This window comes from Pseudohalocynthiibacter aestuariivivens (genome assembly GCF_018457175.1).
GTDB classification, from domain to species: Bacteria; Pseudomonadota; Alphaproteobacteria; order Rhodobacterales; family Rhodobacteraceae; genus Pseudohalocynthiibacter; species Pseudohalocynthiibacter aestuariivivens.
In genome coordinates this window covers 14473-38700 of record NZ_JAGFNU010000008.1, presented here as the reverse complement: position 1 = coordinate 38700, position 24228 = coordinate 14473, and the positions used below count along the sequence as shown (strand labels likewise).

Sequence of the window (24228 nt, the reverse complement as noted above, 5' to 3'; positions counted from 1 at the left end):
GGTCATGCTGGCAAGATTAGGACAAACGGATTAGGCTTGTCGGCATTCAGTAATTGGGCGAAATGGTCATGCGAAAACTACAGACCCAAGGCGTACATCACATCACCATCGTTGGCGCAGATCGACAAACTTCGATCGATTTCTGGGAAGGTGTATTGGGCATGCCCTTCATCTTTGATCAGCCAAACCTGGATAACCCGAATGAGGGCCATCTCTACTTTGACCCCGGTGACGGGCGGTTGATCACTGTTTTCACAAACGAAAACCGCAAGCCAGACTCAACACGAACGTCAACCGACCCGGGGGCTGTCCATCATCTGGCATTCGCGATCAGTCAAGCTACATTCAAGCAGGCGGTGACGCGTCTTGACGAACGCGGCATCAAACATTCCGGTCCGAAAGACCGTGGGTTTATGGATTCAATATATTTCAAAGATCCACTTGGTCTTTTGATTGAGCTAGCCTCTTACAGGTTTGAGCCGCCAATGGGCTGCAGCTATGCCGATGTAATGATCCAGGCGCATAAGCTTCGTGTTGAACGCGGCGATTACAATATCCAGGAAGAGCATTTGGCCGACGCGATCGAACTGCTAGTAGAACGCAGACAGGCATCGCTTTCTGACGACAGGACGCCCAAGAACCCATATTAATAGGGATTCATGTTTTGGCACTTGGTGCCGGACCGGGCCCTTTTCAAAACTTTCCTTGGACCACCTCGTCGGGCGTTGTCCCAAGATCAACGTTATTGGAAGGTTAAATCAACTCGCAGGGTAGGGGAGGTGCCATTGAAGCTCATTTTCTGAAGTGTCTTTGTTAGCCAATCAATTCTTCTGGAAGAGTTTTCAAAAACCGCTTGAAGGGCTGTGTCGATCCCGTGCCACGGGAAAGGACCAGGCTGCCATGCAAGAGCATCACCGCACGTTCTGCTCTTTGGCGGGCTTCATCCTGCTCAAGCCCGTGTTCGCACAACAGGTTCGCGAGAGTTCTGATCAAGGAATCGAACAAATCTTTGATCGGTTTAACGAAAGGCCCTTCCTGAATACGCGCGGATGTCAGCATGTTCAAAAGGCAAGCCTGTTTCCCGCCAGAGTAAAACTCGTCAAGCTTCCGCGTCATGGCCCGAATGCGCGCTTCTGGTTTCCCGTCGCCTCTGAGAGGTGACAGCAAATTTTCCTCGAGCCAACTTGCAGCATCTTCGAGCACCTCGCGGGCCATCTGTTCTTTGCCACCGGGAAATCGGTGGTAAAGGCTGGCTTTTTTCAGCCCGGTCTCTGCGGACAGGGACGTAAGCGTGGCACCTTCATACCCTACATCACGAAACACCCGGCTTAGCCGCGTCATCAGTTCACTTTCTTCAATGGTTGCTTTGCGCCCCATAGCAGAATTACCTCCTGTCACAACTATTTTACCGAACGAACGGTAAAATATATTGACCTCACCTTACCACTCAGGCATTTGTCTTTTACCGTTCGTTCGGTAATTGTCAACTCAACCCAGGAGAATTCTATGTCGAAAACAGCAATCGTCGTTTATTCCGACCCCAAAGCAGGCTCGGAAGAGGCGGTCGGACGGCTCTTCAATGCCATGTTCCTTGCTTATGAGCTCAAAGATAAGAAACAGGAAGTCGAGCTCATCTTTCAGGGTGCAGGCGTCCGGTGGGCCAGCGAACTGGTCAACCCAGAGCACCCAGCCCATGCGCTTTACAATGCTGTTTCAGACACCGTGGCAGGTGCCTGCAAAGGATGCGCTGAAGTTTTCGGCGCAACCGATGATGTGAAATCCGCAGGATTTGAGTTGGTCGGTGACAAAGCCATTCCAGGCACAGCGGGCGTTATCGATCTGTCCCGTTACCTGGATGAAGGTTACCGCATCGTAACGTTCTGATCGGAAAAACAAAGACGGGCGCCACAGGCTGTGTGGCGCCCAATTCGACACTGAAGGAGGCTGATATGTCACAACCATTCCACCGTGGCGAAATCGAAATACAGGAATTAACCGGCGAGCGTGCGATGGCTGCTGCACACGGGCGTCTGATCGCAGGTGCTATTCCGCGCAACGCGTTGATGTTTCTGGCACAACAATTCTACTGCGTGGTCGGGGGCGAAGACAAAGCTGGTTCCGTCTGGGCGGAATTTATTGCGGGGGATAAGGGTTTTGCCATTTCAGACCAGGCTGGCAAGACACTAACGCTGGCGTTGGACGACGCATCGGGCCCCTCAAATAAGGCTTCGTCGTTGTCGGGTCTGCGTCCAGGTGACAATCTCGGTGCTTTGTTCATCGAACTTGCCACGAAACGACGTTTGCGCGTGAATGGCACGGTATCGAACCTCTCATCGAACAAACTCGTTCTTTCGGTGGTCGAGGCGTATCCCAATTGCCCAAAATACATTCAGAGCAGGCATCTTACCCCGGTCAATACAGGCACTGCGCAGCCTTTGGCAGAAACAGGCGAAGCCCTGACAGACGAGATTCGTAAGTGGATAAAAGATGCCGACACCTTCTTTGTGGCAAGCGCATATCCCGGTGGCCGCGCTGACGTTTCGCATCGCGGCGGAAAACCGGGGTTTATCAGGCTTCAAAACGATACGCTGAGCATTCCAGACTATCCCGGAAATTCAATGTTCGGCACTTTAGGGAATTTTGCAGCAAACCCTCGTGCGGGCATCGTGTTTCTGGACTTCGAAGGCAATCGCCAGTTGCGGCTTAGCGGGGAGGTCGTCCTTGATCTAAAATCCGGCGCAGATCTAGCTGCGACAGCCAATACAGGCAGATGGTGGACATTCCGGCCGACCCACTGGACGATTTCGCCACTGAACCGCACCTTCGAGAGTCTGTACCTCGATGCGTCACCTTTCAATCCATGAGGGGTAGGTCATGGATCTGATCGTCAGAGAAAAAAAGTTGATTGCAGCAGAGACTGTCAGGCTTCGTCTGGAATGTGCAGACGGCAGGCCACTACCAGAGTTTGAACCCGGTGCACATGTCGAGCTTTTGTTCAACGGTCTGTCTAGGCGTTATTCGCTGACGTCCGATCTTTCAGATCGGCAAGGCTATGAGATCTGTGTGCTCAGAACCGATCCCAGCCGGGGTGGGTCAGCTTTCGTACACGATGAATTGCAGGTTGGCAGCGGTGTAACTTTATTTGGGCCGTTCAATGCGTTTAAGCTAGATGTTGATGCGGCACATAGTGTAATCATTGCAGGTGGTATTGGCGTGACGCCCTTCTATTCAATGATCGAAAAGCTTACCAAACTCGGTAAATCGTTCGAGGTGCACTATGCGGCGCGCAACCTTGAAAGGTTGTTGCCATTAACGGGGCGTGAAGGGTCCATATCTCTCTACACGGACGATGGCGCAAAGCCCGCGCTGAACCTTGAGAATGTGTTGCGCAAAACACCAAAGGAGTCTGCGGTTTACGTGTGTGGACCGCGCCCCTTGATTGAAGCAACAATCGAAAAGGCGGGGGAGCTTGGGTGGGCTTTCGAAAATATCCACTTCGAAAGTTTCGGAGCGACCCAAAAACCCGATGATGCACCGGTCACAGTGAAATTGGCGCAAACAGGTATGGAATTCACCGTTGTGCCGGGAACCACGATTTTGGAAGCTCTCGAAGAGAACGGAATCTGGGCCTCTTATGAATGTCGCCGTGGGGAGTGTGGCTCTTGCGCGACGGCATTTGTTTCAGGCACCCCTGACCACAGAGATGTTTGCCTTACACCGGAACAGCGCGGCAAAGTGATGTGCCCCTGCGTGTCCTGGGTTAAGGGCAGCGAAATCACGCTTGATATCTGATTGGTTGTGGGTGACCGAACCCACAACCAACTTAACAGAGGTGTTGTTACACTTCTTTGTCAGCATCCCATTTACAGAAAACTGCAGAGGCATTTACGCCGCCAAAACCAAAGGCATTTGAGAGCGCATATGTCATGTCTTTCTTCTCGACGTGAGGCCCAATGAGATTGAGGCCTTCGGCGTTTTCGTCTGGATTTTCGAGGTTTAGGGTCGGTGGAACGGTTCCGGATCTAAGGGCCATAATGGTGAAAATCGCTTCAACCGCACCGGCAGCGCCAAGTGTATGCCCTGTTGCGGATTTGGTTGAAGATATTGCCCCCTGATAGTCTTTCCCGAACACGGATTTAATGGCAGCTATTTCAGCAGCATCGCCGACAGGCGTCGATGTTGCATGCGCGTTGATGTGATCAATTTGCTGAGGTTCAATGCCTGCCTGCCTGAGCGCGAGTTTCATCGCCTGCGCTGCACCATGTCCATCGGGCGGGCCCGAAGTAATGTGGTATGCGTCGGCACTTGTGCCATAGCCTGCAATTTCAGCCAGCGGTGTGGCGCCGCGCTTCATGGCATGATCGAGTGTTTCAAGGATCAGCGTGCCTGCACCTTCGCTCATGACAAACCCGCTGCGGTCACGGTCAAAAGGCCGCGATGCGCTGGTGGGGTTTTCGTTGTACCCGCTCGCCAGCGCACGCGCTGCGGCAAATACTACACTGCAGACCTCATTCCCAAACCCGGTGAAACTGAACGGCTGAATGGCCTGATCCTGATCCCCGGCATGCCTGTTGAGGCATTCATACAAACGGGAGAACGCTCACCCCTCAGCTACCTCCTGAAACCCTTCACGGATTATTTCTCAAAAGCGTTCAGGGAATAAAGATACCTTTTAAACCTGTAGAATCTGGCTCTGACCTCGGCAGGCAATTTGTGATACTGGAATGTCGCTGTATTGTAGGGAAAGCTTCCAGGGGATGCCTCTGGAATGACCCGGGCCACTTTGGTAGGGCTGATCACAAGTTTTTGTTGAAAACCGAAACGAAACTTCAGATAGTCCGGCAGTTTTTAGGAGAAACTTTTTGCGTTCCTTATTGAAAATTTGTGCGTGGGTTTTGGTTCTATCACCCTCTGTGGCAATCGGACAGAATTACCAAGCTGGCGCAGAAGCATACCAAGCCGGCGACTACCAGGCAGCCCTGGAGCAATGGCGACCATTGGCAGAGCAAGGAGATGCGCGCGCTCAGTTTAACCTTGGTGCAATGCACGAGCTTGGTACAGGCGTGTCCCGAGACATGGAAGAGGCTTTCAATTGGTATTCGTTGGCGGCTGAACAGGGTGATATAAGAGCGCAGTTCAACCTTGGTGTATTGTATTCTGCGGGCAATGGTGTTCCCGAAGATGATACCGAAGCTGTCCGGTTGTTTCTTTTGGTAGCGGAGCAGGGTTACGCGAGAGGGCAGAATAACCTTGGTGTAATGTACGACCACGGAGATGGTGTTCCAGAGGATGATGTCGAAGCTGTAAGGTGGTTCCGGCTGGCGGCGGAACAAGGATACGCAACAGCCCAGTTCAACCTTGGTGGAATGTACGAAAAGGGTGAAGGTTTGCCAAATGACTACGTGTCGGCCCATATGTGGTACAGCGTCGCGATTGCGAATGGACATACAATCGGTCTAACGGAGCGCGATAGGATAAAAACTGAGATGACACTTGTAGATATTTCCGAGGCTCAAAGGCGCGCAGGTGTTTGCCTTGAGTCTGACTTTAATGACTGCGACTAAGATCAAAACCGTGGAATCATTTATCGCTGCGGCGGCTCTACGAGGTTGAGCCTAAACCTTTCTGTGAAACGAACAGCAATCACCAAGTCATGTAAATAGAACGCGGTCGCGACGATCCCCGGTACTGAACCAGCATTCCACGCGAATTGGATTCGTCCTGCGTGTTTCGTAAGCCATTCGAAAATCTCAGCTTGTTGATTGCCTTAGAAAGAGCATCAGGACGCTATGTGGTCGCTCTGATTATTTCACAAAACGGTTCTTCGAATTTTTCCTGCGTTGCGCGTAGGTATCACTTCGCGTTTCGACATTTGAAAATGGAAAATCAAAGACTCGCGTTGTTCGAAGGCAGAGCACTCCGTAGTGTAACCCATTGATATATTTAGGCGCACAAGTGCCTCAAGAGAAACTATGTTTTGTAAATTTATAAAGTTAGGTGATTTCTGGTAGTGCAGGCAGTCCGTGGCTAACCCGTCTCGGTCTTACTTTCCCTGATTTACAGGGAATTTACAGGGAAAATCGTTCCTTTTCGGACATAATCGGCGATTTCGATGCCGATATCCCGCGTGATATCAATGCGTTCCGGATAATTTCCCTGCTTCAATTAACAGGGAATATTTTTCGACCTATCAGGGAAAGAACTCGCGTGTATCAGGGATACTCAGCGCATGAACAGGGTAGGGCGTGTCGGTGCCAGATCTAGCGGAACCGCGGCATGCTCACCTCTGCAGAATCTCGTCTTCGTCAGTATCGTCAGGCAATTCTGCCCATAACAGCGTCACGGCGTGGCCGTTGGTGCCGACGCGGGTTTGCTCGTAGATCTCCAGATCTGCTTGATCGGTCCAGGTGATCGAAGAGGTTTCGGCGAATTCTGTGAAGCCGCGTTTCGCATTCGAGATTGCGCGATGGGCCATGCTTAACTCAGGCAAGCGATTTCCGCGCTTCAGTGTGATCCAGGGGAACTCGCCGTCACGCAGCCAGTATCGACCCGTCCGTTTGTGGACCAGATTGCGCAGAGAGGTTCTTCGCGGATCTCGATCATTCGCCTGAAGCAGGCTTGAAGGCTGACATCAATAGTGTCTCGCATCCGTTACGCGTCGCGCAGACTCGGATCCGAAGGCAAGACCGGTTCAATGAGGCTCTGTGTGTGACAGTGCGGCCCAAGATGAACGCGAACGATGTTCTGGACGCACTTCATCCGCTGCTCATGAAACACGGCAAGCCTGAGTTCATTCGCTCCGACAACGGCCCCGAATTTATCGCAGGTGCCCTGCAGGACTGGCTGAAAAAGGTCCATATCCAACCGATGCAAATCTATCCGGGCAGCCCTTGGGAGAACGGCTACAACGAGCGGTTCAACGGAACATTAAGACGGGAAGTCCTGAATGCCGAGTGGTTCCACAGCACTAGGCAAGCCCAGGTCGCCATCAATGTTTGGCTCAGGCAATACAACCGGATAAGACCACATCACGCATTGAACATGCGCCCGCCAGTGCTTGAAACCTTATTAGAGAAAACGAAAATTACTGGTACTGAAATTGGGGGCTAGACATCCATATTGCATCGTGGCCCTCATCAACGCCAAACAACATTCCATCCGCAGCAACATCTGCGTCGTGGATGAAAGACAGCCCGTCACCAACCGACCATTCCTCAATGCTCGCCTGTGCAAGAAGGGGGGAAATCATGGGTCTGCCGTGTTGCAGCAAATGTCCGCTAATGAAATGCTTGGTGGGTTAACTCTGACTGAAGCGCACATAAACACCGGGCGGGTGTGGTGAACGTATTGCGTGATCTGAGTCACGATCTGTACACCGCTGCACCGTGGGGAAATTCGTTGGTCCAACGCATTCTACTACGGTTGCTCGTTTAGAGTCTTGGCGTGTCGCGGCGATGTTTTAGCCCGAATTCCGGTTCTCATTCTGGGCGGCGCGTTGGCCGATTGGCTCGTCGTGCGTTTTGTGTTCTGGTTTCGACGTACAGCGACACTACTGGAAAATCATACGCCTTCAGAACTCGAACACCACAAGAATTGCAGCATAGGGAAACAACAGCTAGGGTCGCTGGATGGAAACAGACCCGGAAGCATTCTACGCATTGATCGAAGCCCTCGGGATTGGACTCCTGATCGGGATTGAACGCGAACGCAGCACTCATACGCCAAGCGAGGGTGCATCGACAGGTGTTCGCACTTTCGCTTTGGCATCACTGATTGGTGCAATCAGTATGATGACGGGCGGTGTACCGCTGTTGATGGTCGCTGTTGCTGTAGTTGCGATCGCTCGGATCGTATCAGTTGCTCAACAGACCGATCCAAACATTGGCCTTACGACCAGTCTGGCGCTCGTATCAGTCGTACTTCTGGGAGCCTTGGCAACGGAAACTACAATGCTTGCGGCTGGCGTCGCTGTCGTCATCGCGTCTTTGCTTGCCGCGCGCGAAATGCTGCGCGGGTTCAGCCGGTCGGTTCTGACGGCAGTCGAGTTGCGTGACGGCCTCATCCTTGGCGTTTCGATCCTGGTGATCCTACCAATCCTGCCAAACCTTGAGATCGGTCCCGGCGGAGCGCTCAATCCGCGCGCCCTCTTCATCATCGTTGTTGTCATCATGCTGATCAGCGCAGCAGGTCATATTGCAACGCGTGTCATCGGGGCGCGCCTCGGATTGCCGGTCAGTGGGTTTTTGTCTGGCTTTGTGTCGAGCACTTCAACAATTCTGGCGCTTGGTCAACGCGCCACTGAAAAGCCGGAAGACGCACAAAGCGCCGCAGCAGGGGCGACACTTTCCTCCGTGTCTTCACTTGTTCAGATCGGGATTATCCTGCTGGCACTGAGTCCTGCCATGTTTACAGTGGGACTTCCCCTACTATTTGCCGCGGGCCTCGCAGCCGCACTGCACGGGGCTGCGATATTCTTCTTGGCGTTGCGCCGCAAAGTGGAGCCAGCAGTACTGGAGCTGCCATCGCAGGTCTTTTCGATTAAAGGGGCACTCAGTTTCGCGCTCGTCGTTGCGGTTGTCATGTTGATCTCTGCAACGCTTAATGACGTGTTCGGGAACACAGCCGTACTCGCGACCGTCGCGCTCGCCGGGCTGGTTAGCACAAACTCCGCAACGGTCGCTCTTGCTTCGCTCGTAGCGGCCGGGCAAATCTCGGCCGTAGATGGAGCGCTGCCGCTGGCAGCCGCGCTGAGTACAAACACCATCGCTCGACTCCTGATCGCATGGCGCGGAAAGAACGTCACTTTCAGAAGAACCGTTGCATTTGGCCTCGTGCTTCAGTTCGCAGCGATTTGGTTCTCCTGGTGGCTGGCTGAAATTCTTCGGGAATGGTTTGCTGATTGGTCCGCGATCATTTCTCAATAGATGCGCCAAAGTGCGGCTCCGAAAGTCAGTCGTCTTGCATGACTCAATATGCGTTCTCTGGGGAACCGCGATCATTCACAAACCCGAGTAACACAGTTCTCGTAGCGGTCGTTGGCATAGATGCAGCGAAGACATACTTGTCCGCATCCCAGACATAAGAGTGAAACGCAGCGAATGGCCGCTTTGCGCCTTTGGTGCAATGGAACGCGCAGGCTTGAAGTCTTTGGGTCCTTCCTCGGCCTTTTCAACATGCGGGTAATTCGCACCCCATGCCGAGCAGGTGTTTTGAATTTCAGAAGGGTTGAGGATGGCGTTGTTGTTGTTGATTAAAGGACAGCGATTCTGGTCTTGCAAAGATTGGTTCAAATTCGTCTGACAGCACGCCCGGGAATGGTTTAGTCTTACAAAGACCAAATGCTGGCTTCAGCGCATGATCAATTTACGGGGGGTGCTGCTTATGCTGCGTAGTGTGTTGCTTGTTCTTGTTCTGTCAAATGCGCAACCAGTCGCTGCGCAGGAAGTCGTCACAACAGATGCTGGGCCGGCCAGGATTTCTCAGGTTGTCGGGGATCTAGATACACCCTGGGCCTTTGGGTTCTTGCCCGGTGGAGCAATGTTAGTGACCGAACGTCCAGGCCGTTTGTTGTACATCGCTGCAGACGGATCCCGGCACGAAATTGTTGGGTTGCCAGAAATCGCGGCCAGAGGTCAGGGCGGTTTGCTGGACCTGCTGATCCCACTCGACTTTAGCCGTAACCGGGAAATATTCCTGACCTTTTCTGAACCGCACGGCCGGACCGTTGGAACCGCTGTACTTCGGGCACGTCTGAGTGATGACAACAGGCATCTGCGCAATACCTCCACTATTTTCAGGATGTCTGAGTTTTCGGATTTAGAACGTCATTTTGGATCGCGCCTCGCAGAAGCACCCGACCGGACATTGTTTGTCACAATAGGCGAGCGGGGTGATCGACCTTCAGCGCAGGACTTGCAAAGGCACAATGGTTCAATTGTGCATATTACCAGAGACGGTGGTCCGGCCCCGGGCAACCCGGATCTGGGTGCTGATACGCTTCCTGAAATTTGGTCGTTCGGACACCGAAATCCGCAGGGGCTGGCATTTGATCTGAACGGTCAACTGTGGGCAATTGAACACGGTGCACGTGGCGGAGACGAGTTGAACCGTATCCGAAAAGGCGCGAATTATGGCTGGCCTGTTATCGCCTATGGCCGCCATTATTCGGGCCTTCCTATTGGTGAAGGTACGCACAAACCCGGTATGGAACAGCCGGAATTTTACTGGGACCCATCTATCGCGCCTTCGGGAATGACTTTCTATTCCGGCAGGCTCTGGCCGGAATGGCGTGGGGATTTGTTTGTCGGGTCTCTTAAGTTTGATTATATTTCCCGCCTTGAGGGATCCCCGCTACGTGAAGCAGAACAAATTCAAACACCTCAGGCCGGTAGAGTTCGTGATGTTAGGGAAGCTCCGGACGGCAGCCTTTTCTTTCTGAGCGTTGATACCGGTGCTTTGTATCGGATAACGCCCGCACAATAGGCCTTGCGTCGGGTTTGTCGGAGGAAACTGGTTTAAGAGGGGCAGGGTGGTCGTCTAGTTACTGACCATGAACGGTTCAATTAATCTGACAACCCTGTGAAGACGTCATTCGGCGGCACCGTCTCTGCCGTGTTGCCGGGTCTGAGATTGCGTACTGCGCACAAAATCGATCTGTGCGGGTTCAACCATTTCTCCCGCCGCATCCACAGTCAGGCGCAGTACGCGATTTCCATACAGAAAGTTCAGCCTCGTGCGTCCGGCATCCTCACCTTCGCCGGTCTCACAGCGCGTGGTGATTGTGCCCGCTTGCATCAAGTCGCGCAATCGCTGCTCATCCAGGCCAAAGCCTTCGGCTACCAGCGCGGCCTGCACAGTGACCTGTTCATCGCCAATACTGACTGCACTCATTTTGCCACGCGCCAATGGTTGTTGGCGATTGCGATGGTGGCAAAATGTGTGGCTACAACCTGTGAAACTGCAATGAGCGCACCTGCATCTGCCCCGTAATCCTTTCGCAGCTTGTCACGTACTTCAGCATCGGGTTGGGTCTTTTTCACCGCGATTCGAGCGAGTTTTACCGCGAGATCATAGCCTTCGGTTGGGGTGGGCACGATGAGACTGGGAAGCCAATTATCCATAGGTTTTCTCCTTTGTTGTCAAATTGGCAGATTCTTCGAGCGTTGTCAGTACGCGTGCCGGGATTGTCAGAGCAAACCGGCTTGAGGAGGGCAGGGTGGTTGTCTAGTTTTCGACCATGACCCAAAAATACCCCTTTCGATTCTTCACGAACAGCCCGTACATCATCCACCTGGAGGTGCCAAACTGTCATACTAAATCATTATATTTACAAGTAATCGCAATCGAACTCAGCTGCTTAAACCTTGTATAATTCAGCACACTCTTTTTCTCGCCCACGTACCACTCGAAAGCCAGACAACGGGCCATGACGTTCTGTTACAACAGTGCATTGTTGTTCAGGTGCATTGGTTTTTTGGAAGAACATCACAACCCAGTCTTTCGTACGGTTAAGCTTGTGCGCAAGCGGTGTGTTCGAGAACAGAACAGTGAAATGCCAGTCTTCGCGATCAGTATGTAGGATCGGAATTCTGGCAGTACCTGTCGGATTGAAGCGTCTTGGTGTGATCAGTGGCATGTCCCCAATAATCGCGCGTTCCCTATACTCGCGATCCACATCAAGCAATGTTGCGACGGATGGTATTGGTGAAGATGTTTTGGGCCGTCTTCTCGACAGCATTTGAGACAGCGAATGTCGTATCGCACTTAGTCTGCGCGAACCAACGCCTTGAACTTTTGCAAGCCTGCCATCATATGCGGCCGCCTCCAAAGCCTCTAGCGTTTCAATCTGCAGTTCATCATGGATGGCCTCTGCCAGCTTTGGGCCAATCATGGGTACTGTTTGAAACAAGGCTTCCGGGTCGAACGAGCCGCGAAGCCGCTCGACAAGAGATAAGGTTCCTGTCTCGCACAACTCCTGAACCGCCGACGCAATTGAGCTTCCGATATTTGGCAAAGCCACAAGTGCTTTAACTCCACCAAGCTCCAGCGTGTCTGCTACTGGTCTTGGAAGAGATGCAAGGTATTCAGCTGCTTCCCGGTATGCCTTGACGCGGAACATGCTTGCGTGTTGCTGTTCGAGAAGGTCAGCGACTTCGTTCAGCTTTTCTGCAACGAACGTATTTTCGGGCTCAAAAGCAGTATTTGATTTTTGTTCCATTGCCATCAGCTCCGAACTTTTGGTTGGAGCAATTTTTCAATCGAAAGTCTGTAGTCGTCCTTTGCTTCAAAGACGACGCCGTTTGGAACCTCTTTCCACGGCTCGCCATGTGTGACGGGTTCAGATGCTATCTCGATCGCTTGATAGGTGTTGGTCGCACTGTGATGGACATGTGATTTTCCGCAGATCGGGCAGATGAAAACCTTATCCCGATGCAAGAAATACAACGATCTGTTGTATCTGGACCCGATAAGGTGTTTTCCGTCCGTCAGTACGATGTTAAGTCCAACTCGCGCCTTCGGGTCGATTTCAGCCGACCATTTGATTATCTGGTTGAGGCCCTTACGAACGGTTTGAAACAAACCATCCTCAGGGTGTTTTAAAAAGAGGCTCAGAAGATATCGGAATACATGCTCACTGTCTGTCGTGCCTTGGATTTCCGATCTGTGCAGGGGGTCCATGTTTTCAAGCATCTTGAAACGCATCTGGTCAAAGTTTGGAACCGTACCGTTGTGGGCAAAGATCCATCGACCATGATGAAACGGATGGGTGTTTTCGATGCTAATCCCACCAACTGTGGCACGGCGTACATGAGCGACAACGGTGTGGGCATAAACGCGCGCTGCTTTCTTTATGAAATGTTCACCGTGATAGGCTGCCCATATTTGTTTTTCTATCATGGGAACACCGTCTGGGTAGTCTGCAACTCCCCACCCGTGGCTATGCGCATAGCCACTTAAGTCGCTCTTGCTTTGTTCCATCAGAGCATTCTGTGATTTAACCAGTCCGCATTCAACGCGTGTCGGTTCATTGGCGTGCATTGCATAGAGACGGCACATAACCCAGCCCTCTTGTTTGCTCTATATCTCTCTTAATACTGATGCGTCCGTCATGATTTATGTCAGTTTCATTTGCGAATTCGTGCTTAAACTGCGGCTAAAGTTGGTTTTGGGTGCTATTTGAATGATGAGGAAGACAGATAAGCACGCAGAGACCCTTCATGCGGGAATGCGCTTTTCAGCTGATGAAAAAGCTAAGATTGCGCATTTGGCCAAGCGACTGTCACAGGACGAACCTGCGCTTCTCACCTCGTTGGACTTTGGTGAACGCGTTCAACAAGGGGTGGGCGACGGTCCATCTTTGATCATTGGTGATCAGGCTGAAATTGCGCTTCTTAGCAACGCGGTGCAATCGAGGTTTGATTACCGGATGGCGATGTTAGCGGAGCGAGGAGATATTGTGCTCGTTCGGCAGCGAGAACCTGAATTTGAAAGATATATGACCGAGTACTTGGCGCAAGTGGACATCAATTTCCTAGAAGCTGCGAAACGGGATTTTAGGCCTGTCGCCACTCAGTGTCGCACCTCTGCCGCCATTCACGATCAGCTTGTCAGGCAGATGGAAAGTGGGAATGACCTAACACTTCTGCCGTATCTTACGACCGGAAATATCTGGCGCCTGGCCCAGAGTCTGGGAGAGGCACGTGGCCAGATCGCCTATGTCAACGGACCTTCACCGCGTTTAGCGCGGCGCGTAAATGACAAGCTTTGGTTCGCAAACCTTGCACGCAGTATTATCGGGAGCGAGGCAACACCCCCGACATTGGCGGCCTTTGGGCCTGCGGGTGCTGCGGGGTTGGTTGTGCGGTTGGCACGGCGGTCTTCGCATGTTGTTGTCAAGGTTCCGGACAGCGCGGGATCTGCCGGTAACATCAAACTTGATAGTGCAAATTTGGCAGAACTTTCAATGAATGATGTGCGCCGTTTCCTTCAGGAACGCCTTCAGGACACCGGATGGCAGGGGCGCTATCCGATTTTGGTAGGCGTTTGGGAAGACGATGTAAATTGCAGCCCTTCGGTGCAATTGTGGGTTCCGCAACTCAAATCGGGCCCTCCAATTAGAGAGGCAATCTTTGAACAAAAGGTGCAAGGTGCTGAGGGGACATTCGTTGGCGCGGTCAAATCGACACTGCCCATGGAACTTCAAGAAAAACTCACCCACGAAGCAGTGAAAATCGCTGCTGTTCTGCAGCGAATTGGATATTTTGGGCGGTGTAGTCTGGATGCCGTCATTTCTTCGCCCAACGGAGGTGCCACGAGTATTCATTGGATAGAATGCAATGGTCGTTGGGGTGGTGTTTCAATTCCAATGACGGCTGGGGTTCGACTGATGAATGGTAAGCTGCCAGAAGGTCTGGTTGTTGTTCAGGAAAAGCGACCTGACCTGCCAGCGCTATCAACATCGCAATCAATTTCGCGTCTGGCGGGCCTGCTGTTTCACCGTTACGAGAACCATTCGGGCATTGTGCTTTTGTCTCCATCCGAGGCGAACATTGGCAGGTCCATAAACTTTATGGCGACCGCGCCGTCTCAAGCTGAAGCTGACGTCCTGAGTGAAGAGGCAGTACAACGCTTGCGAAAACTTTAATGCTCACTTCCGACACAGACCACTGTAAAATATCTCGCTATCGAGCGGTCACTGAGGCGGTCAGTAAATTAGGTTATTCTGGTTTGATTCATCTGGAAAGTTCAACTCACGGCTTTCGTATGGTGCAGGTCAGTTAGCAATGAGTACACGAAAACGCCGCCAGATGCCATGAAGGTCAGATGCCAGCAACTCAAAATAACAGCAATCAGATAGGCTATCATTGAAAAGCTGATCTGATCCTGTATCCCTTGGGTAGTACGCTCAAGGGGTTCGACAGTGTCGATTGATGTTGCAGTTCGGTCAAATCTTTATTCCCGCAGTTGCAACGAAGCTCTCGTTGTTCTGGATGTCGACAGAACATACGGTCTAACAGCCCAACAGGTCGCTGAACGTCAGAAAACCTATGGGAAAAACCTGATCCAGCAACGTAAAAACCGTGCAATCTTGTCGCTTTTTGCTGAACAGTTTCGCGGCGTGATCGTCTGGTTGCTCAGTGCGGCCGCTTTGCTTTCCTTTGCCGTTGGAGAGATTCCCGAAGGTGTTGCGATTGTTTGTGTGTTGGTGATCAACACGGTGATCGGTTTTGTCACCAGCTGGAAGGCGGTCCGCTCAATGGAAGCGCTTTATCGCATGATTCCGGTAACTGCCCGGGTCAGGCGCGAAGGGCTATCCGAATTGATACCCATACGCGAACTGACACCTGGAGATATCGTTTTGCTGGAAGGTGGCGATATCGTTCCGGCCGGACTACGCTTGCTGGAGGCGGCAAATCTGTATTGCGACGAGTCGACCCTGACCGGAGAGTCCGCTCCGGTGCAAAAAACAACTGAAGCTCTGCCCGTTGATACCTTTTTGGCCGATCGAACAAATGTGGCTTTCAAGGGCGTAGCGGTTGTTCGGGGTGCGGGGGTTGGTGTCGTTTCAAACATTGGCGGGGAAACCGAGCTTGGCCGGATTTCAGAACTGTTACAAGATGCCAAGGCCAAGTCGCATCCGTTGGAAAAACGACTGGATAAACTTGGGGAGGCCCTCGTCGGGATCACTTTTGTGCTGTCCTTTCTGATTGCCCTTGCTGGTTACTTGCGGGGCTTTGGTCTTGTGGAAATGGTCGAAACAGCTATCGCCCTTGTGGTTGCCGCCGTACCCGAAGGACTACCGGTTGTCGCTACCCTGGCGCTGGCCCGTGGCATGTTTCGGATGGCGCGAAGAAACACATTAATAGCACGGCTCTCTGCCGTTGAAACCTTGGGCGCCACTACAATCATCCTGACCGATAAAACCGGCACGTTGACAGAAAACCGTATGACGGTGTCCGGTTTTCTGCTCGACGGGCGAGATATCAAAGTTGGGAGTGGATTAAATAAAACAAGTGTGGCGGAAGATCAGGTTCTGCGACGGGCACTTGAAATTGGAGCGCTCTGCAACACGGCCGAAATGACAAGTGCCGGAATTGTGGGGGAAGCAGCCGGTGTTGGTGATCCGATGGAGCTTGCCTTGCTTGATGTGGCGCATTCTGCAGGTGTCCAGCCAGATCTTGACCCGGATGACCGACCAGAAATATCGATGCACGCCTTTGATTCTTCTCACAACATGATGGCAACGGTCCACAGGGCTGAGGACGGATACTTCACCGCCGTCAAAGGTGCCCCCGAAGCGGTTTTGAAACACGTTGACCGAGTATTGACAGACGGAGATATCGTTGAGGTTACCGACAGTGACCGTGCGAACTGGCTGGCACGAGTCGAGGCTTCGGCGCGCAAGGGTTACCGGCTGATAGGCCTTGCATGCAAATATCATCAGGCAATGGACGAGGCGCCTTACGATTCACTGACCCTCGTTGGGTTCGTGTGTCTTCTTGATCCACTACGCAAGGACGTCGCAGCCGCGGTGGCGCAAAGTCAGGGGGCGGGCGTGCGTGTGGTAATGATGACAGGCGACCATATTGCCACCGCGACTGAAATTGCGACCCAGGCGGGTCTGGCGGATGATGGCCGCATCGTTGCCCTGACAGAACTTGATTTGCAACAATTGGGCACTGATGATTCACAGGACGATCTCCGCGACAAACTCCTAAAGGCCGATGTGTTTGCACGCGTTTCACCCGAGTCCAAGCTGAAGCTTGTTGAATTCTATCAGGATGCCGGTCACGTCGTTGCAATGACAGGAGATGGGGTCAACGATGCGCCTGCGCTGAAAAAGGCGGATATCGGGATCGCTATGGGGCAGCGCGGTACGCAGGTTGCCCGTGACGCAGCGGACATGGTGCTTAAAGACGACGCCTTTAATTCAATTATTGCAGCAATGCAGCAGGGGCGCGTCATCTTTGGCAACATAAGACGTTTTGTGGTTTACCTGATGTCCTGTAATTTCAGTGAAATAATGGTTGTTGGGATCGCAATTCTTGCAGGGCTTGCCGCCCCGATTACGCCCTTGCAGATATTGTTTCTCAATATCGTGACGGATGTGTTTCCGGCTTTTGCACTGGGCCTTGGCGAAGGTGATGGGAACGTTATGAAACAACCGCCACGCGATCCGGCAAAACCGATCATCGATAGATCACGATGGATGGATATCTTTGTGTTCGGAGGTATCATTACGGTGACGACCCTGAGCGTCTATTGGATGGCGCTTGGTTATTTTGAGATGTTGCAAGAAGATGCAACGACTGTCGCATTCCTGACTTTGGCACTGGCGCAGCTTTGGCATGTCTTCAATATGCGCGAACCCGAAGAGCCGATTTTCGTAAACAGCGTGGTGAAAAACCCTTATGTCTGGGCCGCAATATCGTTTTGCATCTTTCTGTTGGCGGCTGCCTTTTACATCCCTGTCCTGTCGGATGTATTAAATTTGAGGCCCCTTAGTATATCGCAACTTGTGCTGTCTGTCGGGGCCAGCCTTATACCTTTGCTACTCGGGCAAATATGGGTTGTGATCAGGGGAAATGCCAAGCGCATAGTCAAGGGCGAACCCATTCCGGTGCCTTGACGTGTCGGATGGTTGCAACGGGCCGGGTCGCGTTCGCATATTGTGATCCACGTCCACGCGGTAGACGACGCCATCAGGAAACGCTTATCAATTCTCAGAGTTGGCCACATGTCCGGGCCGGGTCTGCTGCAGCGTTCATCTTCTCGGGGGTTGTTTTCACGATACCACAGAGCTTTGAAGAAGGGACATGCCTGTACTTTCTATCTTTAGCGTTAACAAATTCGCAGACGGTTGCGCAGGCTGAACTACAATTCAGCGCCTTACGGAACCGCATTGACCTACGTCATTGTGACAAAGCTGAAACGCGTATTTGATTAAGCAGCGGGAATAGACACTTTTTTATAATGTTTTGTGCTCCGGTTCATTCAGGAGCGCCCGGTTCAGGAGGTGAAATGTCGTTAGCTGGTAAAAGTTTGCGATCTGCCTATAGCTATGCTCATGGAGTGTCCGACATTCCTCTAGCGGGTCTGACCATCGGTAATCTGCTACAGGAAACTGCAGCCAAATACCCAGAAACCGAGGCGATCGTCGTTCCTTATCAGAACGTACGCTGGACATACCACGACCTCGATCTGCGGGCAGACGAGATGGCTGCTGGGCTGCTTGCGCTGGGCCTTGAGCCGGGTGACCGGGTCGGGGTTTGGGCACCCAATATGGCTGAGTGGGTGGTTTTGCAGTTTGCCACGGCTAGAGCCGGGATGATCTTGGTGAATGTAAATCCGGCTTACCGGCTTTCAGAACTGAAGTTCGCGTTAAACCAGGTGGAAGCAAAGGCTCTGATCACTGTTCCAAGCTTAAAAACCAGTGATTATCTTGCGATGCTGACAGAACTGATGCCGGAAATGGCAAAGGCCACGCCGGGTCAGTTACACGCCGAAAAAATACCGAGCCTTCGTTGGGTTATTACTTTGGGCAATGTTTCAACGCTGGGCACAAAAAGCTACGAAAGCGTGATGAAAGGCGCAACGGTTGCGGCACGGCAACGGGTACAGGACCTGGCAACCCAGTTGCAGTTTGATGACCCGATCAACATCCAGTTCACTAGTGGTACTACTGGCAGGCCCAAGGCGGCGACCCTTACGCACCATAATATCGTCAACAATGCTTATTTTGCCGGTTTGCAGATGAAACTGACGGATGCGGACCGTATGTGTATCCCGGTGCCCATGTACCATTGTTTTGGCATGGTCTTGGGCACACTTTGCTGCGCGGCGCATGGCGCGACGATGGTGTTTGCTTCAGCCGGATTTGATGCCGTCGCAGCGATGGACGTGGTGGAAACAGAGCGATGCACAGTGTTCCACGGGGTGCCGACGATGTTTATCGCAGCGCTTGATTCACCGGGTTTCCAGGATCGTGACCTTTCCAGTCTGCGCACGGGTATTATCGCTGGTGCACCTTGTCCTGCTGAGTTGATGAAACGGATAATGAATGAAATGCACATGACCCAGATTACCATTGCATATGGCATGACTGAAACCGGCCCGATCAGCACCCAGACATCTGTCGATGATCCGGTCAAGCGCCGGGTCGAGACGGTTGGGCGTGTATTGCCACATACAGAAATCAAGGTTGTTGATCCCGAGGGTCGCATAACCCCGCGAGGCACCGCGGGCGAGCTTTTGACCCGCGGTTATTGTGTGATGCCGAAATACTGGGATGACCCCGAAAAAACCGCCAAGGCGATAGACGAAGCGCGCTGGATTGCCAGCGGAGACATCGCCATTGTTGACGATGAGGGATATTTCCAGATTGTCGGACGGATCAAAGATATGCTTATCCGTGGTGGTGAAAACATATTTCCCCGAGAGATAGAGGATTTTCTATACACTCATCCCGCCGTCGAACAGGTCGAGGTGATCGGTGCCCCGGATGAAAAATACGGTGAGGAAGTCTGCGCCTGGATCAAGCTGCGCCAGGGTCACACATGCAGCGAAGAGGAAGTTCGCGAGTTCTGCAAAGGGAAGATCGCGCACTTCAAGATACCACGATATGTCCGCTTCGTGGAAAGTTACCCGATGACAATTACCGGCAAAGTACAGAAATTTGTCATGCGCGAACAGATGGCAAAGGAACTGGCCAGCGAAAAAGGGGGTTAAGCTATGCCCAAACGTGCTGACCATTTCAAAATTAATTGCAGTGCCTTTCTTGATGCATCGGGAAACCCAATTGGTGAACTGCCGGAATTTGCGAATAGTCGCGAGACACTGACAGAACTTTATTCCGCAATGGTCAGAACCCGCACTTTTGACGCCAAAGCGATTGCCCTGCAACGCACCGGGCGGTTAGGGACATATGCGTCCAGCCTCGGTCAGGAGGCCATTGCGATTGGTGTCGCCAGTGCGATGACCGACAATGATGTTTTCCTTCCCTCGTTTCGGGAACACGGGGCGCAATTGTGGCGAGGTGTTTCTCTGGAAGAGCTTTTTCTTTTCTGGGGCGGCGATGAACGCGGCAATGATTTCGCACAGGCAAGGCAAGACTTCCCTGTGTGTATTCCTGTGGCTTCACAATTCCCGCACGCAGCAGGCGTGGCCCTGGCAATTGTCCAAAAGGGCGAACCCGGCGTTGCCGTTGCCATCGCCGGGGATGGCGCGACTTCGAAAGGGGATTTCTACGAAGCAATGAATGTTGTCGGTGCCTGGAAATTGCCTGCGGTATTTGTGATCAACAACAACCAATGGGCCATTTCTGTCCCCCGTGAGGAACAGACAGCGGCAACAACGCTTGCGCAGAAAGCTTTTGCAGCGGGGATTCCGGGTGAACAGGTTGACGGCAACGATGTAATTGCTGTTCGCGACACGGTAGTGCGCGCTTTGACGTGCGCGCGCGAAGGCAAGGGCGGAACGTTGATTGAATGTCTGAGCTATCGGCTTAGCGATCACACAACAGCCGATGACGCAAGCCGCTACCGCGAAGACGAAGTCGTCAGCGCCCATTGGAAAGCGGAACCCCTTGTTCGTTTGCGTGCCTTCCTGATCGCTGAACATGGCTGGTCGAAGTCCGAGGAGGAAAACCTTATTCACGCTTGCGGTAAAGAGGTTGAGGCAGCTGCGGAAAACTATCTTGCGACCCCACCAGAGCCAGCACGCGCCATGTTCGAAAATCTGTTTGCGGAGATCACTACAGATATTTCAGCTTTAGCCAGGGAGTTGAACAATGGCTGAGTTGACAATGATCGAAGCAATTCGGGCCGCCTTGTTCCGTGCGCTTACAGACGACCCGGATGTGATTATTTTCGGCGAAGACGTCGGTATCGATGGTGGCGTTTTCCGGGCAACTGACGGGTTGATCCAACGCTTTGGTGCGTCGCGGGTGCGTGACACACCGCTCTCCGAGACCTTGATAGCAGGCATGGCAGTCGGGGCGGCAGCGCATGGGTTGCGACCAGTGGCGGAAATTCAGTTTATGGGGTTCATTTACCCGGTTCTGGATCAACTGGCCAATCACGCCAGCCGTTTGCGCAACCGCACACGCGGACGCCTGACATGCCCGATGGTTCTGCGCGCACCCTTTGGTGGTGGGATCAAGGCACCCGAACATCACTCTGAAAGCACGGAAGCAATGCTGGCGCATATTCCAGGACTTCGGGTTGTTGTTCCAAGTTCGCCGCCCCGTGCTTACGGGTTATTGCTTGCGGCGATCCGCGATCCTGATCCTGTCGTGTTTCTTGAACCCAAGCGACTCTACCGCTCAACAAGTGAGGAGGTGGAGGACGACGGTGAAGCCTTACCGCTCGACAAGGCCTTTGTGCTGCGGGAAGGCGAGGATGTAACGATTGTCACCTGGGGTGCAATGGTTGCCGAAGCCACCGAAGCTGCGCAGCAACTGGCGGAAACTGGTGTTTCGGTTGAGCTGGTTGACCTTGCCACACTGAAACCGATCGATCGGGCCACAATCCGTTCTTCGGTCGAAAAGACGGGCCGGTGCGTGGTTGTCCATGAAGCGCCTCTGACAGCAGGTCTTGGGGCAGAAATCGCAGCCGATTTGGCGGAACATTGCCTGACCAGCCTGCTTGCACCGATCCGGCGGGTAACAGGATATGATACGGTTATGCCCTACCTGAGGCTTGAGCGTCACTATTTGCCAAACACCGCGCGCATTGTTGAAGCTGTTGGTGGCGTGATGGAGTTTGCATGACTGTCTTTTCCCTTCCAGATCTCGGCGAGGGCTTGCAGAGCGCCGAAATTGTTGCCTGGCAAGTGTCGGTCGGCGATCATGTGATAGCAGACCAGCCTTTGGTTTCAGTTGAAACCGACAAGGCGGTGGTGGAAATCCCGGCCCCGTTTTCGGGGACGGTCAAAGCACTTTTGGTCAAGGCCGGTGACATCGTAGCCACGGATGCCCCGCTGGTTGAAATCACGACGGGCAAGGCAGAAGATTCAGGCGCAATTGTCGGGGATTTGGTTTCGGGGAAAAAAGCTGCAGCCAAAGCCATGGCGCAGGCCCCTTCGAAAACCGCGACAGATGGTTCGCAGACTGCGGTAAAGGCCACCCCTGCAGTTCGCAAACTCGCACGGGAAGAAGGCGTTGATCTGTCGGTCGTCGCAGGCAGCGGGCCGGATGGTGCAATTCTTTCTGCTGACGTTCTTTCTGCGACTTCCGGACTGGCACGTGGCGAAGAACTGCGGGGTGTGCGCCGCGCAATGGCCATGGTGATGACCAACGCGCACGCAAACGCAGTTCCTGCAACGGTCACTGATCACGCCGATATTCACAATTGGTTGCCGGGAGAAGTGCCGACACTCCGTCTGGTGCAGGCTATTGCTGCAGCATGTAAAGCGGAACCGGCCCTCAATGCGTGGTTTGATGGAACGCGGCGTCAGTTACACAATCATGTCGACCTTGCCCTAGCGGTCGACACAGCGGATGGGCTTTTTACGCCGGTGCTTAGGGCAGTCGAAGCTGGCGAAGATATCCCGGAAAAAATTGCGGCGCTCAGGGCTGCGATTGAAACCCGCTCAATTTCACCTCGGCAAATGAAAGGTGCGACGATCACATTGTCAAATTTCGGTATGATTGGCGGTGAACATGCAGTTTTGGTTGTTGTCCCGCCGCAGGTGGCAATCCTTGGGGCAGGGCGGATCACGGATGCAATTGTCGTTGCTGAGGGAGCTCCCGCAGTACGGCGTCTGCTACCTTTGTCGCTGACTTTTGATCACCGCGTCGTAACCGGGGGCGAAGCCGCGCGCTTTCTGGCTGCCCTTCGCGCGCATCTTGAACAACCGAACATAACGAGAAAGGAATGACCCGTTGACCGATGTATTCACTCTGGCTGACACTTTTGGGCCCGAAAAAGTCATCCACATAAACAACCCGGCAGCCGGGTTGCGGGCCATTGTCGTCGTTGACAATACGGCCGCCGGACCTTCAATCGGCGGGATAAGAATGGCACCGGATGTCTCGCTTGAAGAATGCGCCAGACTTGCCCGTGCTATGACGCTGAAGAATCTCGCAGCAGGCTTGCCACACGGAGGCGGTAAGTCGGTCATTCTTGCTGATCCGGCAATGCCGGGAGTTGAAAAAGAGAACCTGATACGCGCTTTCGCTTCTGCGATAGAGCAAATCAAGGACTATATACCTGGTCCTGATATGGGCACCAACGAAACCTGCTTAGCATGGGTTCACGACGAGATTTCACGTGCGGTTGGTTTGCCACGTGTGATTGGTGGCATTCCACTTGATGAAATTGGTGCAACTGGTTTTGGCGTCGCTGTAGCAGCTCAAGCCGCGGAAGGTTACTGTGATGTGCGACTTGAGGGTGCTGCGGTGGCAATTCAGGGATTTGGTGCTGTCGGCAAGCATGCAGCACGCTTTCTTATGGAAAAAGGTGCAAAACTTGTAGCTGTTTCGGATTCCCGCGGCACAGTATTTGATCCAGATGGCCTGCAACTCTCAGAGCTTCTGGCACTAAAGGAGGGCGGAAAAAGTGTTTCCGATCTTGGCGGTGCACAGGTTGGTCACAGCGAAGCTGTCATTACGGCTCAGTGTGATATCCTGATCCCTGCCGCCAGACCGGATGTGATTAACGAAGGAAACGCCAGCAATGTGAAAGCAAAACTGATTGTTCAGGGCGCCAATATTCCCGCGACAATTGACGCCGAAGAAATCCTGCATCAGCGCGGTATTCTGGTGATACCGGATTTCATTGCAAATGCCGGAGGGGTTATTTGCGCCTCGGTAGAATTTCATGGTGGAACGGAAAATCAGGCAATGGCTGTAATCGCCGAAAAATTAAAACATAATTCGAATGTCGTCCTGAAACAGGCCTGCGACAGTGGCGTTTCACCGCGCGATGCAGCTAACGAAATTGTCAAAGCTCGTTTAAATGAAGCGATGCCCCTGAAGCGGTTTTTCAAAGCAGGAGGGCTAGGCTCGCGGGTCAGCTAAGGCACGGACCTACAACCTTTCAGCTTATTGACAAATATCAAAGCGCGCGCGTGAAAAATTCTTACGATTTACGCATGGACTGACGGTGTTTTGGCAAGGCTTAAATAGCCGTGGAGTTCAAGGTTTGGCAGCTCTACGCAGCATGGTGTGTGATATTACCGAAAGATGAATGAAAACTAAAGCACTGTCTTGAATGCCCGAAAATAGCC

General features: G+C 52.8%; 23 protein-coding genes. 15 read left to right on the top strand and 8 right to left on the bottom strand.

Going from position 1 to position 24228, the window contains the following annotated elements; genetic code table 11:
- Positions 1-68: 68 nt before the first annotated feature.
- On the top strand, positions 69-650 hold the full coding sequence (locus J4E70_RS12485; protein ID WP_213889867.1) for a VOC family protein: 582 nt from the start codon (positions 69-71) through the stop codon (positions 648-650).
- A 163-nt stretch (positions 651-813) separates the two neighbouring features.
- On the opposite strand, the gene J4E70_RS12480 is transcribed toward J4E70_RS12485, so the two are convergent.
- Positions 814-1377 (bottom strand): TetR/AcrR family transcriptional regulator, encoded by a 564-nt coding sequence (locus J4E70_RS12480; protein ID WP_213889866.1) that lies wholly within the window; start codon positions 1375-1377, stop codon positions 814-816.
- Between the two features lie 129 nt (positions 1378-1506).
- Between J4E70_RS12480 and J4E70_RS12475 the strand changes: the two genes are divergently transcribed.
- From J4E70_RS12475 to J4E70_RS12465, 3 genes are all read left to right on the top strand, one after another.
- Positions 1507-1884, top strand: coding sequence for a DsrE family protein (locus J4E70_RS12475; protein WP_213889864.1), 378 nt, complete (start codon positions 1507-1509; stop codon positions 1882-1884).
- A 65-nt stretch (positions 1885-1949) separates the two neighbouring features.
- Positions 1950-2864: a pyridoxamine 5'-phosphate oxidase family protein gene (locus tag J4E70_RS12470; RefSeq protein WP_213889861.1), complete on the top strand. Its 915-nt coding sequence runs from the start codon at positions 1950-1952 to the stop codon at positions 2862-2864.
- Positions 2865-2874: 10 nt separating this feature from the next.
- Positions 2875-3792 (top strand): PDR/VanB family oxidoreductase, encoded by a 918-nt coding sequence (locus J4E70_RS12465; RefSeq protein ID WP_213889859.1) that lies wholly within the window; start codon positions 2875-2877, stop codon positions 3790-3792.
- Between the two features lie 46 nt (positions 3793-3838).
- Here J4E70_RS12465 and J4E70_RS12460 read toward each other — a convergent pair whose 3' ends face one another.
- A complete protein-coding gene (locus J4E70_RS12460; protein WP_213889857.1) occupies positions 3839-4588 on the bottom strand; it encodes a beta-ketoacyl synthase N-terminal-like domain-containing protein in 750 nt (249 codons plus the stop codon).
- Positions 4589-4862: 274 nt separating this feature from the next.
- Here J4E70_RS12460 and J4E70_RS12455 point away from each other — a divergent pair, with 274 nt between their 5' ends.
- The gene (locus tag J4E70_RS12455) at positions 4863-5564 is read left to right on the top strand and encodes a tetratricopeptide repeat protein (protein ID WP_213889855.1); all 702 of its coding nucleotides are present in this window, start codon (positions 4863-4865) and stop codon (positions 5562-5564) included.
- A gap of 716 nt (positions 5565-6280) precedes the next feature.
- Here J4E70_RS12455 and J4E70_RS12450 read toward each other — a convergent pair.
- A complete protein-coding gene (locus tag J4E70_RS12450; protein WP_213889854.1) occupies positions 6281-6475 on the bottom strand; it encodes a hypothetical protein in 195 nt (64 codons plus the stop codon).
- Positions 6476-6726: 251 nt separating this feature from the next.
- On the opposite strand from J4E70_RS12450, the gene J4E70_RS12445 reads away from it, so the two are divergent.
- Positions 6727-7110 (top strand): integrase core domain-containing protein, encoded by a 384-nt coding sequence (locus J4E70_RS12445; RefSeq protein ID WP_213889853.1) that lies wholly within the window; start codon positions 6727-6729, stop codon positions 7108-7110.
- Here the strand turns inward: J4E70_RS12445 and J4E70_RS12440 are convergent.
- Positions 7085-7249, bottom strand: coding sequence for a hypothetical protein (locus tag J4E70_RS12440; protein ID WP_213889852.1), 165 nt, complete (start codon positions 7247-7249; stop codon positions 7085-7087). The genes J4E70_RS12445 and J4E70_RS12440 overlap by 26 nt on opposite strands.
- 379 nt (positions 7250-7628) lie before the next feature.
- Between J4E70_RS12440 and J4E70_RS12435 the strand changes: the two genes are divergently transcribed.
- Positions 7629-8924, top strand: a complete 1296-nt coding sequence (locus J4E70_RS12435; protein ID WP_213889851.1) for an MgtC/SapB family protein — start codon at positions 7629-7631, stop codon at positions 8922-8924.
- Positions 8925-9381: 457 nt separating this feature from the next.
- A complete protein-coding gene (locus J4E70_RS12430; protein WP_213890105.1) occupies positions 9382-10482 on the top strand; it encodes a PQQ-dependent sugar dehydrogenase in 1101 nt (366 codons plus the stop codon).
- Positions 10483-10587: 105 nt separating this feature from the next.
- Here J4E70_RS12430 and J4E70_RS12425 read toward each other — a convergent pair whose 3' ends face one another.
- The 4 genes from J4E70_RS12425 to J4E70_RS12410 all read right to left on the bottom strand — a co-directional run bounded on the left by J4E70_RS12425 (position 10588) and on the right by J4E70_RS12410 (position 13056).
- Positions 10588-10890, bottom strand: coding sequence for a DUF6522 family protein (locus J4E70_RS12425; protein WP_213889849.1), 303 nt, complete (start codon positions 10888-10890; stop codon positions 10588-10590).
- Positions 10887-11120 carry a hexameric tyrosine-coordinated heme protein gene (locus J4E70_RS12420; RefSeq protein WP_213889842.1) on the bottom strand — a complete coding sequence of 78 codons (234 nt, stop codon included), beginning with the start codon at positions 11118-11120 and terminating at the stop codon, positions 10887-10889. Before J4E70_RS12420 ends, J4E70_RS12425 begins: the two co-directional genes overlap by 4 nt.
- Before the next feature lie 236 nt (positions 11121-11356).
- Positions 11357-12217 (bottom strand): helix-hairpin-helix domain-containing protein, encoded by an 861-nt coding sequence (locus tag J4E70_RS12415; protein ID WP_213889840.1) that lies wholly within the window; start codon positions 12215-12217, stop codon positions 11357-11359.
- A gap of 5 nt (positions 12218-12222) precedes the next feature.
- Positions 12223-13056, bottom strand: a complete 834-nt coding sequence (locus J4E70_RS12410; protein WP_213889839.1) for a class II glutamine amidotransferase — start codon at positions 13054-13056, stop codon at positions 12223-12225.
- Between the two features lie 124 nt (positions 13057-13180).
- Here J4E70_RS12410 and J4E70_RS12405 point away from each other — a divergent pair, with 124 nt between their 5' ends.
- The 7 genes from J4E70_RS12405 to J4E70_RS12375 all read left to right on the top strand — a co-directional run bounded on the left by J4E70_RS12405 (position 13181) and on the right by J4E70_RS12375 (position 24019).
- Positions 13181-14644 (top strand): preATP grasp domain-containing protein, encoded by a 1464-nt coding sequence (locus J4E70_RS12405; RefSeq protein WP_213889837.1) that lies wholly within the window; start codon positions 13181-13183, stop codon positions 14642-14644.
- Between the two features lie 276 nt (positions 14645-14920).
- Complete coding sequence (locus J4E70_RS12400) at positions 14921-17629, top strand: cation-translocating P-type ATPase (RefSeq protein WP_213889835.1); 2709 nt, start codon at positions 14921-14923, stop codon at positions 17627-17629.
- Between the two features lie 392 nt (positions 17630-18021).
- Positions 18022-19728 (top strand): AMP-binding protein, encoded by a 1707-nt coding sequence (locus tag J4E70_RS12395; protein ID WP_213889833.1) that lies wholly within the window; start codon positions 18022-18024, stop codon positions 19726-19728.
- Between the two features lie 3 nt (positions 19729-19731).
- Positions 19732-20796: a pyruvate dehydrogenase (acetyl-transferring) E1 component subunit alpha gene (gene pdhA, locus J4E70_RS12390; RefSeq protein WP_213889831.1), complete on the top strand. Its 1065-nt coding sequence runs from the start codon at positions 19732-19734 to the stop codon at positions 20794-20796.
- Complete coding sequence (locus J4E70_RS12385) at positions 20789-21769, top strand: alpha-ketoacid dehydrogenase subunit beta (protein ID WP_213889829.1); 981 nt, start codon at positions 20789-20791, stop codon at positions 21767-21769. Before pdhA ends, J4E70_RS12385 begins: the two co-directional genes overlap by 8 nt.
- On the top strand, positions 21766-22878 hold the full coding sequence (locus J4E70_RS12380; protein ID WP_213889828.1) for a dihydrolipoamide acetyltransferase family protein: 1113 nt from the start codon (positions 21766-21768) through the stop codon (positions 22876-22878). Before J4E70_RS12385 ends, J4E70_RS12380 begins: the two co-directional genes overlap by 4 nt.
- A gap of 4 nt (positions 22879-22882) precedes the next feature.
- A complete protein-coding gene (locus J4E70_RS12375) occupies positions 22883-24019 on the top strand; it encodes a Glu/Leu/Phe/Val family dehydrogenase (RefSeq protein WP_213889827.1) in 1137 nt (378 codons plus the stop codon).
- Positions 24020-24228 lie beyond the last annotated feature (209 nt).

Coding starts and splice junctions, on each gene's coding strand:
- J4E70_RS12410 (WP_213889839.1), bottom strand. CDS start 13,056: ATGTGCCGTCTCTATGCAATGCACGCCAATGAACCGACACGCGTTGAA.
- J4E70_RS12480 (WP_213889866.1), bottom strand. CDS start 1,377: ATGGGGCGCAAAGCAACCATTGAAGAAAGTGAACTGATGACGCGGCTA.
- J4E70_RS12475 (WP_213889864.1), top strand. CDS start 1,507: ATGTCGAAAACAGCAATCGTCGTTTATTCCGACCCCAAAGCAGGCTCG.
- J4E70_RS12435 (WP_213889851.1), top strand. CDS start 7,629: ATGGAAACAGACCCGGAAGCATTCTACGCATTGATCGAAGCCCTCGGG.
- J4E70_RS12430 (WP_213890105.1), top strand. CDS start 9,382: ATGCTGCGTAGTGTGTTGCTTGTTCTTGTTCTGTCAAATGCGCAACCA.
- J4E70_RS12385 (WP_213889829.1), top strand. CDS start 20,789: ATGGCTGAGTTGACAATGATCGAAGCAATTCGGGCCGCCTTGTTCCGT.
- J4E70_RS12470 (WP_213889861.1), top strand. CDS start 1,950: ATGTCACAACCATTCCACCGTGGCGAAATCGAAATACAGGAATTAACC.
- J4E70_RS12485 (WP_213889867.1), top strand. CDS start 69: ATGCGAAAACTACAGACCCAAGGCGTACATCACATCACCATCGTTGGC.
- J4E70_RS12405 (WP_213889837.1), top strand. CDS start 13,181: ATGATGAGGAAGACAGATAAGCACGCAGAGACCCTTCATGCGGGAATG.
- J4E70_RS12420 (WP_213889842.1), bottom strand. CDS start 11,120: ATGGATAATTGGCTTCCCAGTCTCATCGTGCCCACCCCAACCGAAGGC.
- pdhA (WP_213889831.1), top strand. CDS start 19,732: ATGCCCAAACGTGCTGACCATTTCAAAATTAATTGCAGTGCCTTTCTT.
- J4E70_RS12380 (WP_213889828.1), top strand. CDS start 21,766: ATGACTGTCTTTTCCCTTCCAGATCTCGGCGAGGGCTTGCAGAGCGCC.
- J4E70_RS12450 (WP_213889854.1), bottom strand. CDS start 6,475: ATGGCCCATCGCGCAATCTCGAATGCGAAACGCGGCTTCACAGAATTC.
- J4E70_RS12395 (WP_213889833.1), top strand. CDS start 18,022: ATGTCGTTAGCTGGTAAAAGTTTGCGATCTGCCTATAGCTATGCTCAT.
- J4E70_RS12440 (WP_213889852.1), bottom strand. CDS start 7,249: ATGATTTCCCCCCTTCTTGCACAGGCGAGCATTGAGGAATGGTCGGTT.
- J4E70_RS12425 (WP_213889849.1), bottom strand. CDS start 10,890: ATGAGTGCAGTCAGTATTGGCGATGAACAGGTCACTGTGCAGGCCGCG.
- J4E70_RS12465 (WP_213889859.1), top strand. CDS start 2,875: ATGGATCTGATCGTCAGAGAAAAAAAGTTGATTGCAGCAGAGACTGTC.
- J4E70_RS12415 (WP_213889840.1), bottom strand. CDS start 12,217: ATGGAACAAAAATCAAATACTGCTTTTGAGCCCGAAAATACGTTCGTT.
- J4E70_RS12445 (WP_213889853.1), top strand. CDS start 6,727: ATGAACGCGAACGATGTTCTGGACGCACTTCATCCGCTGCTCATGAAA.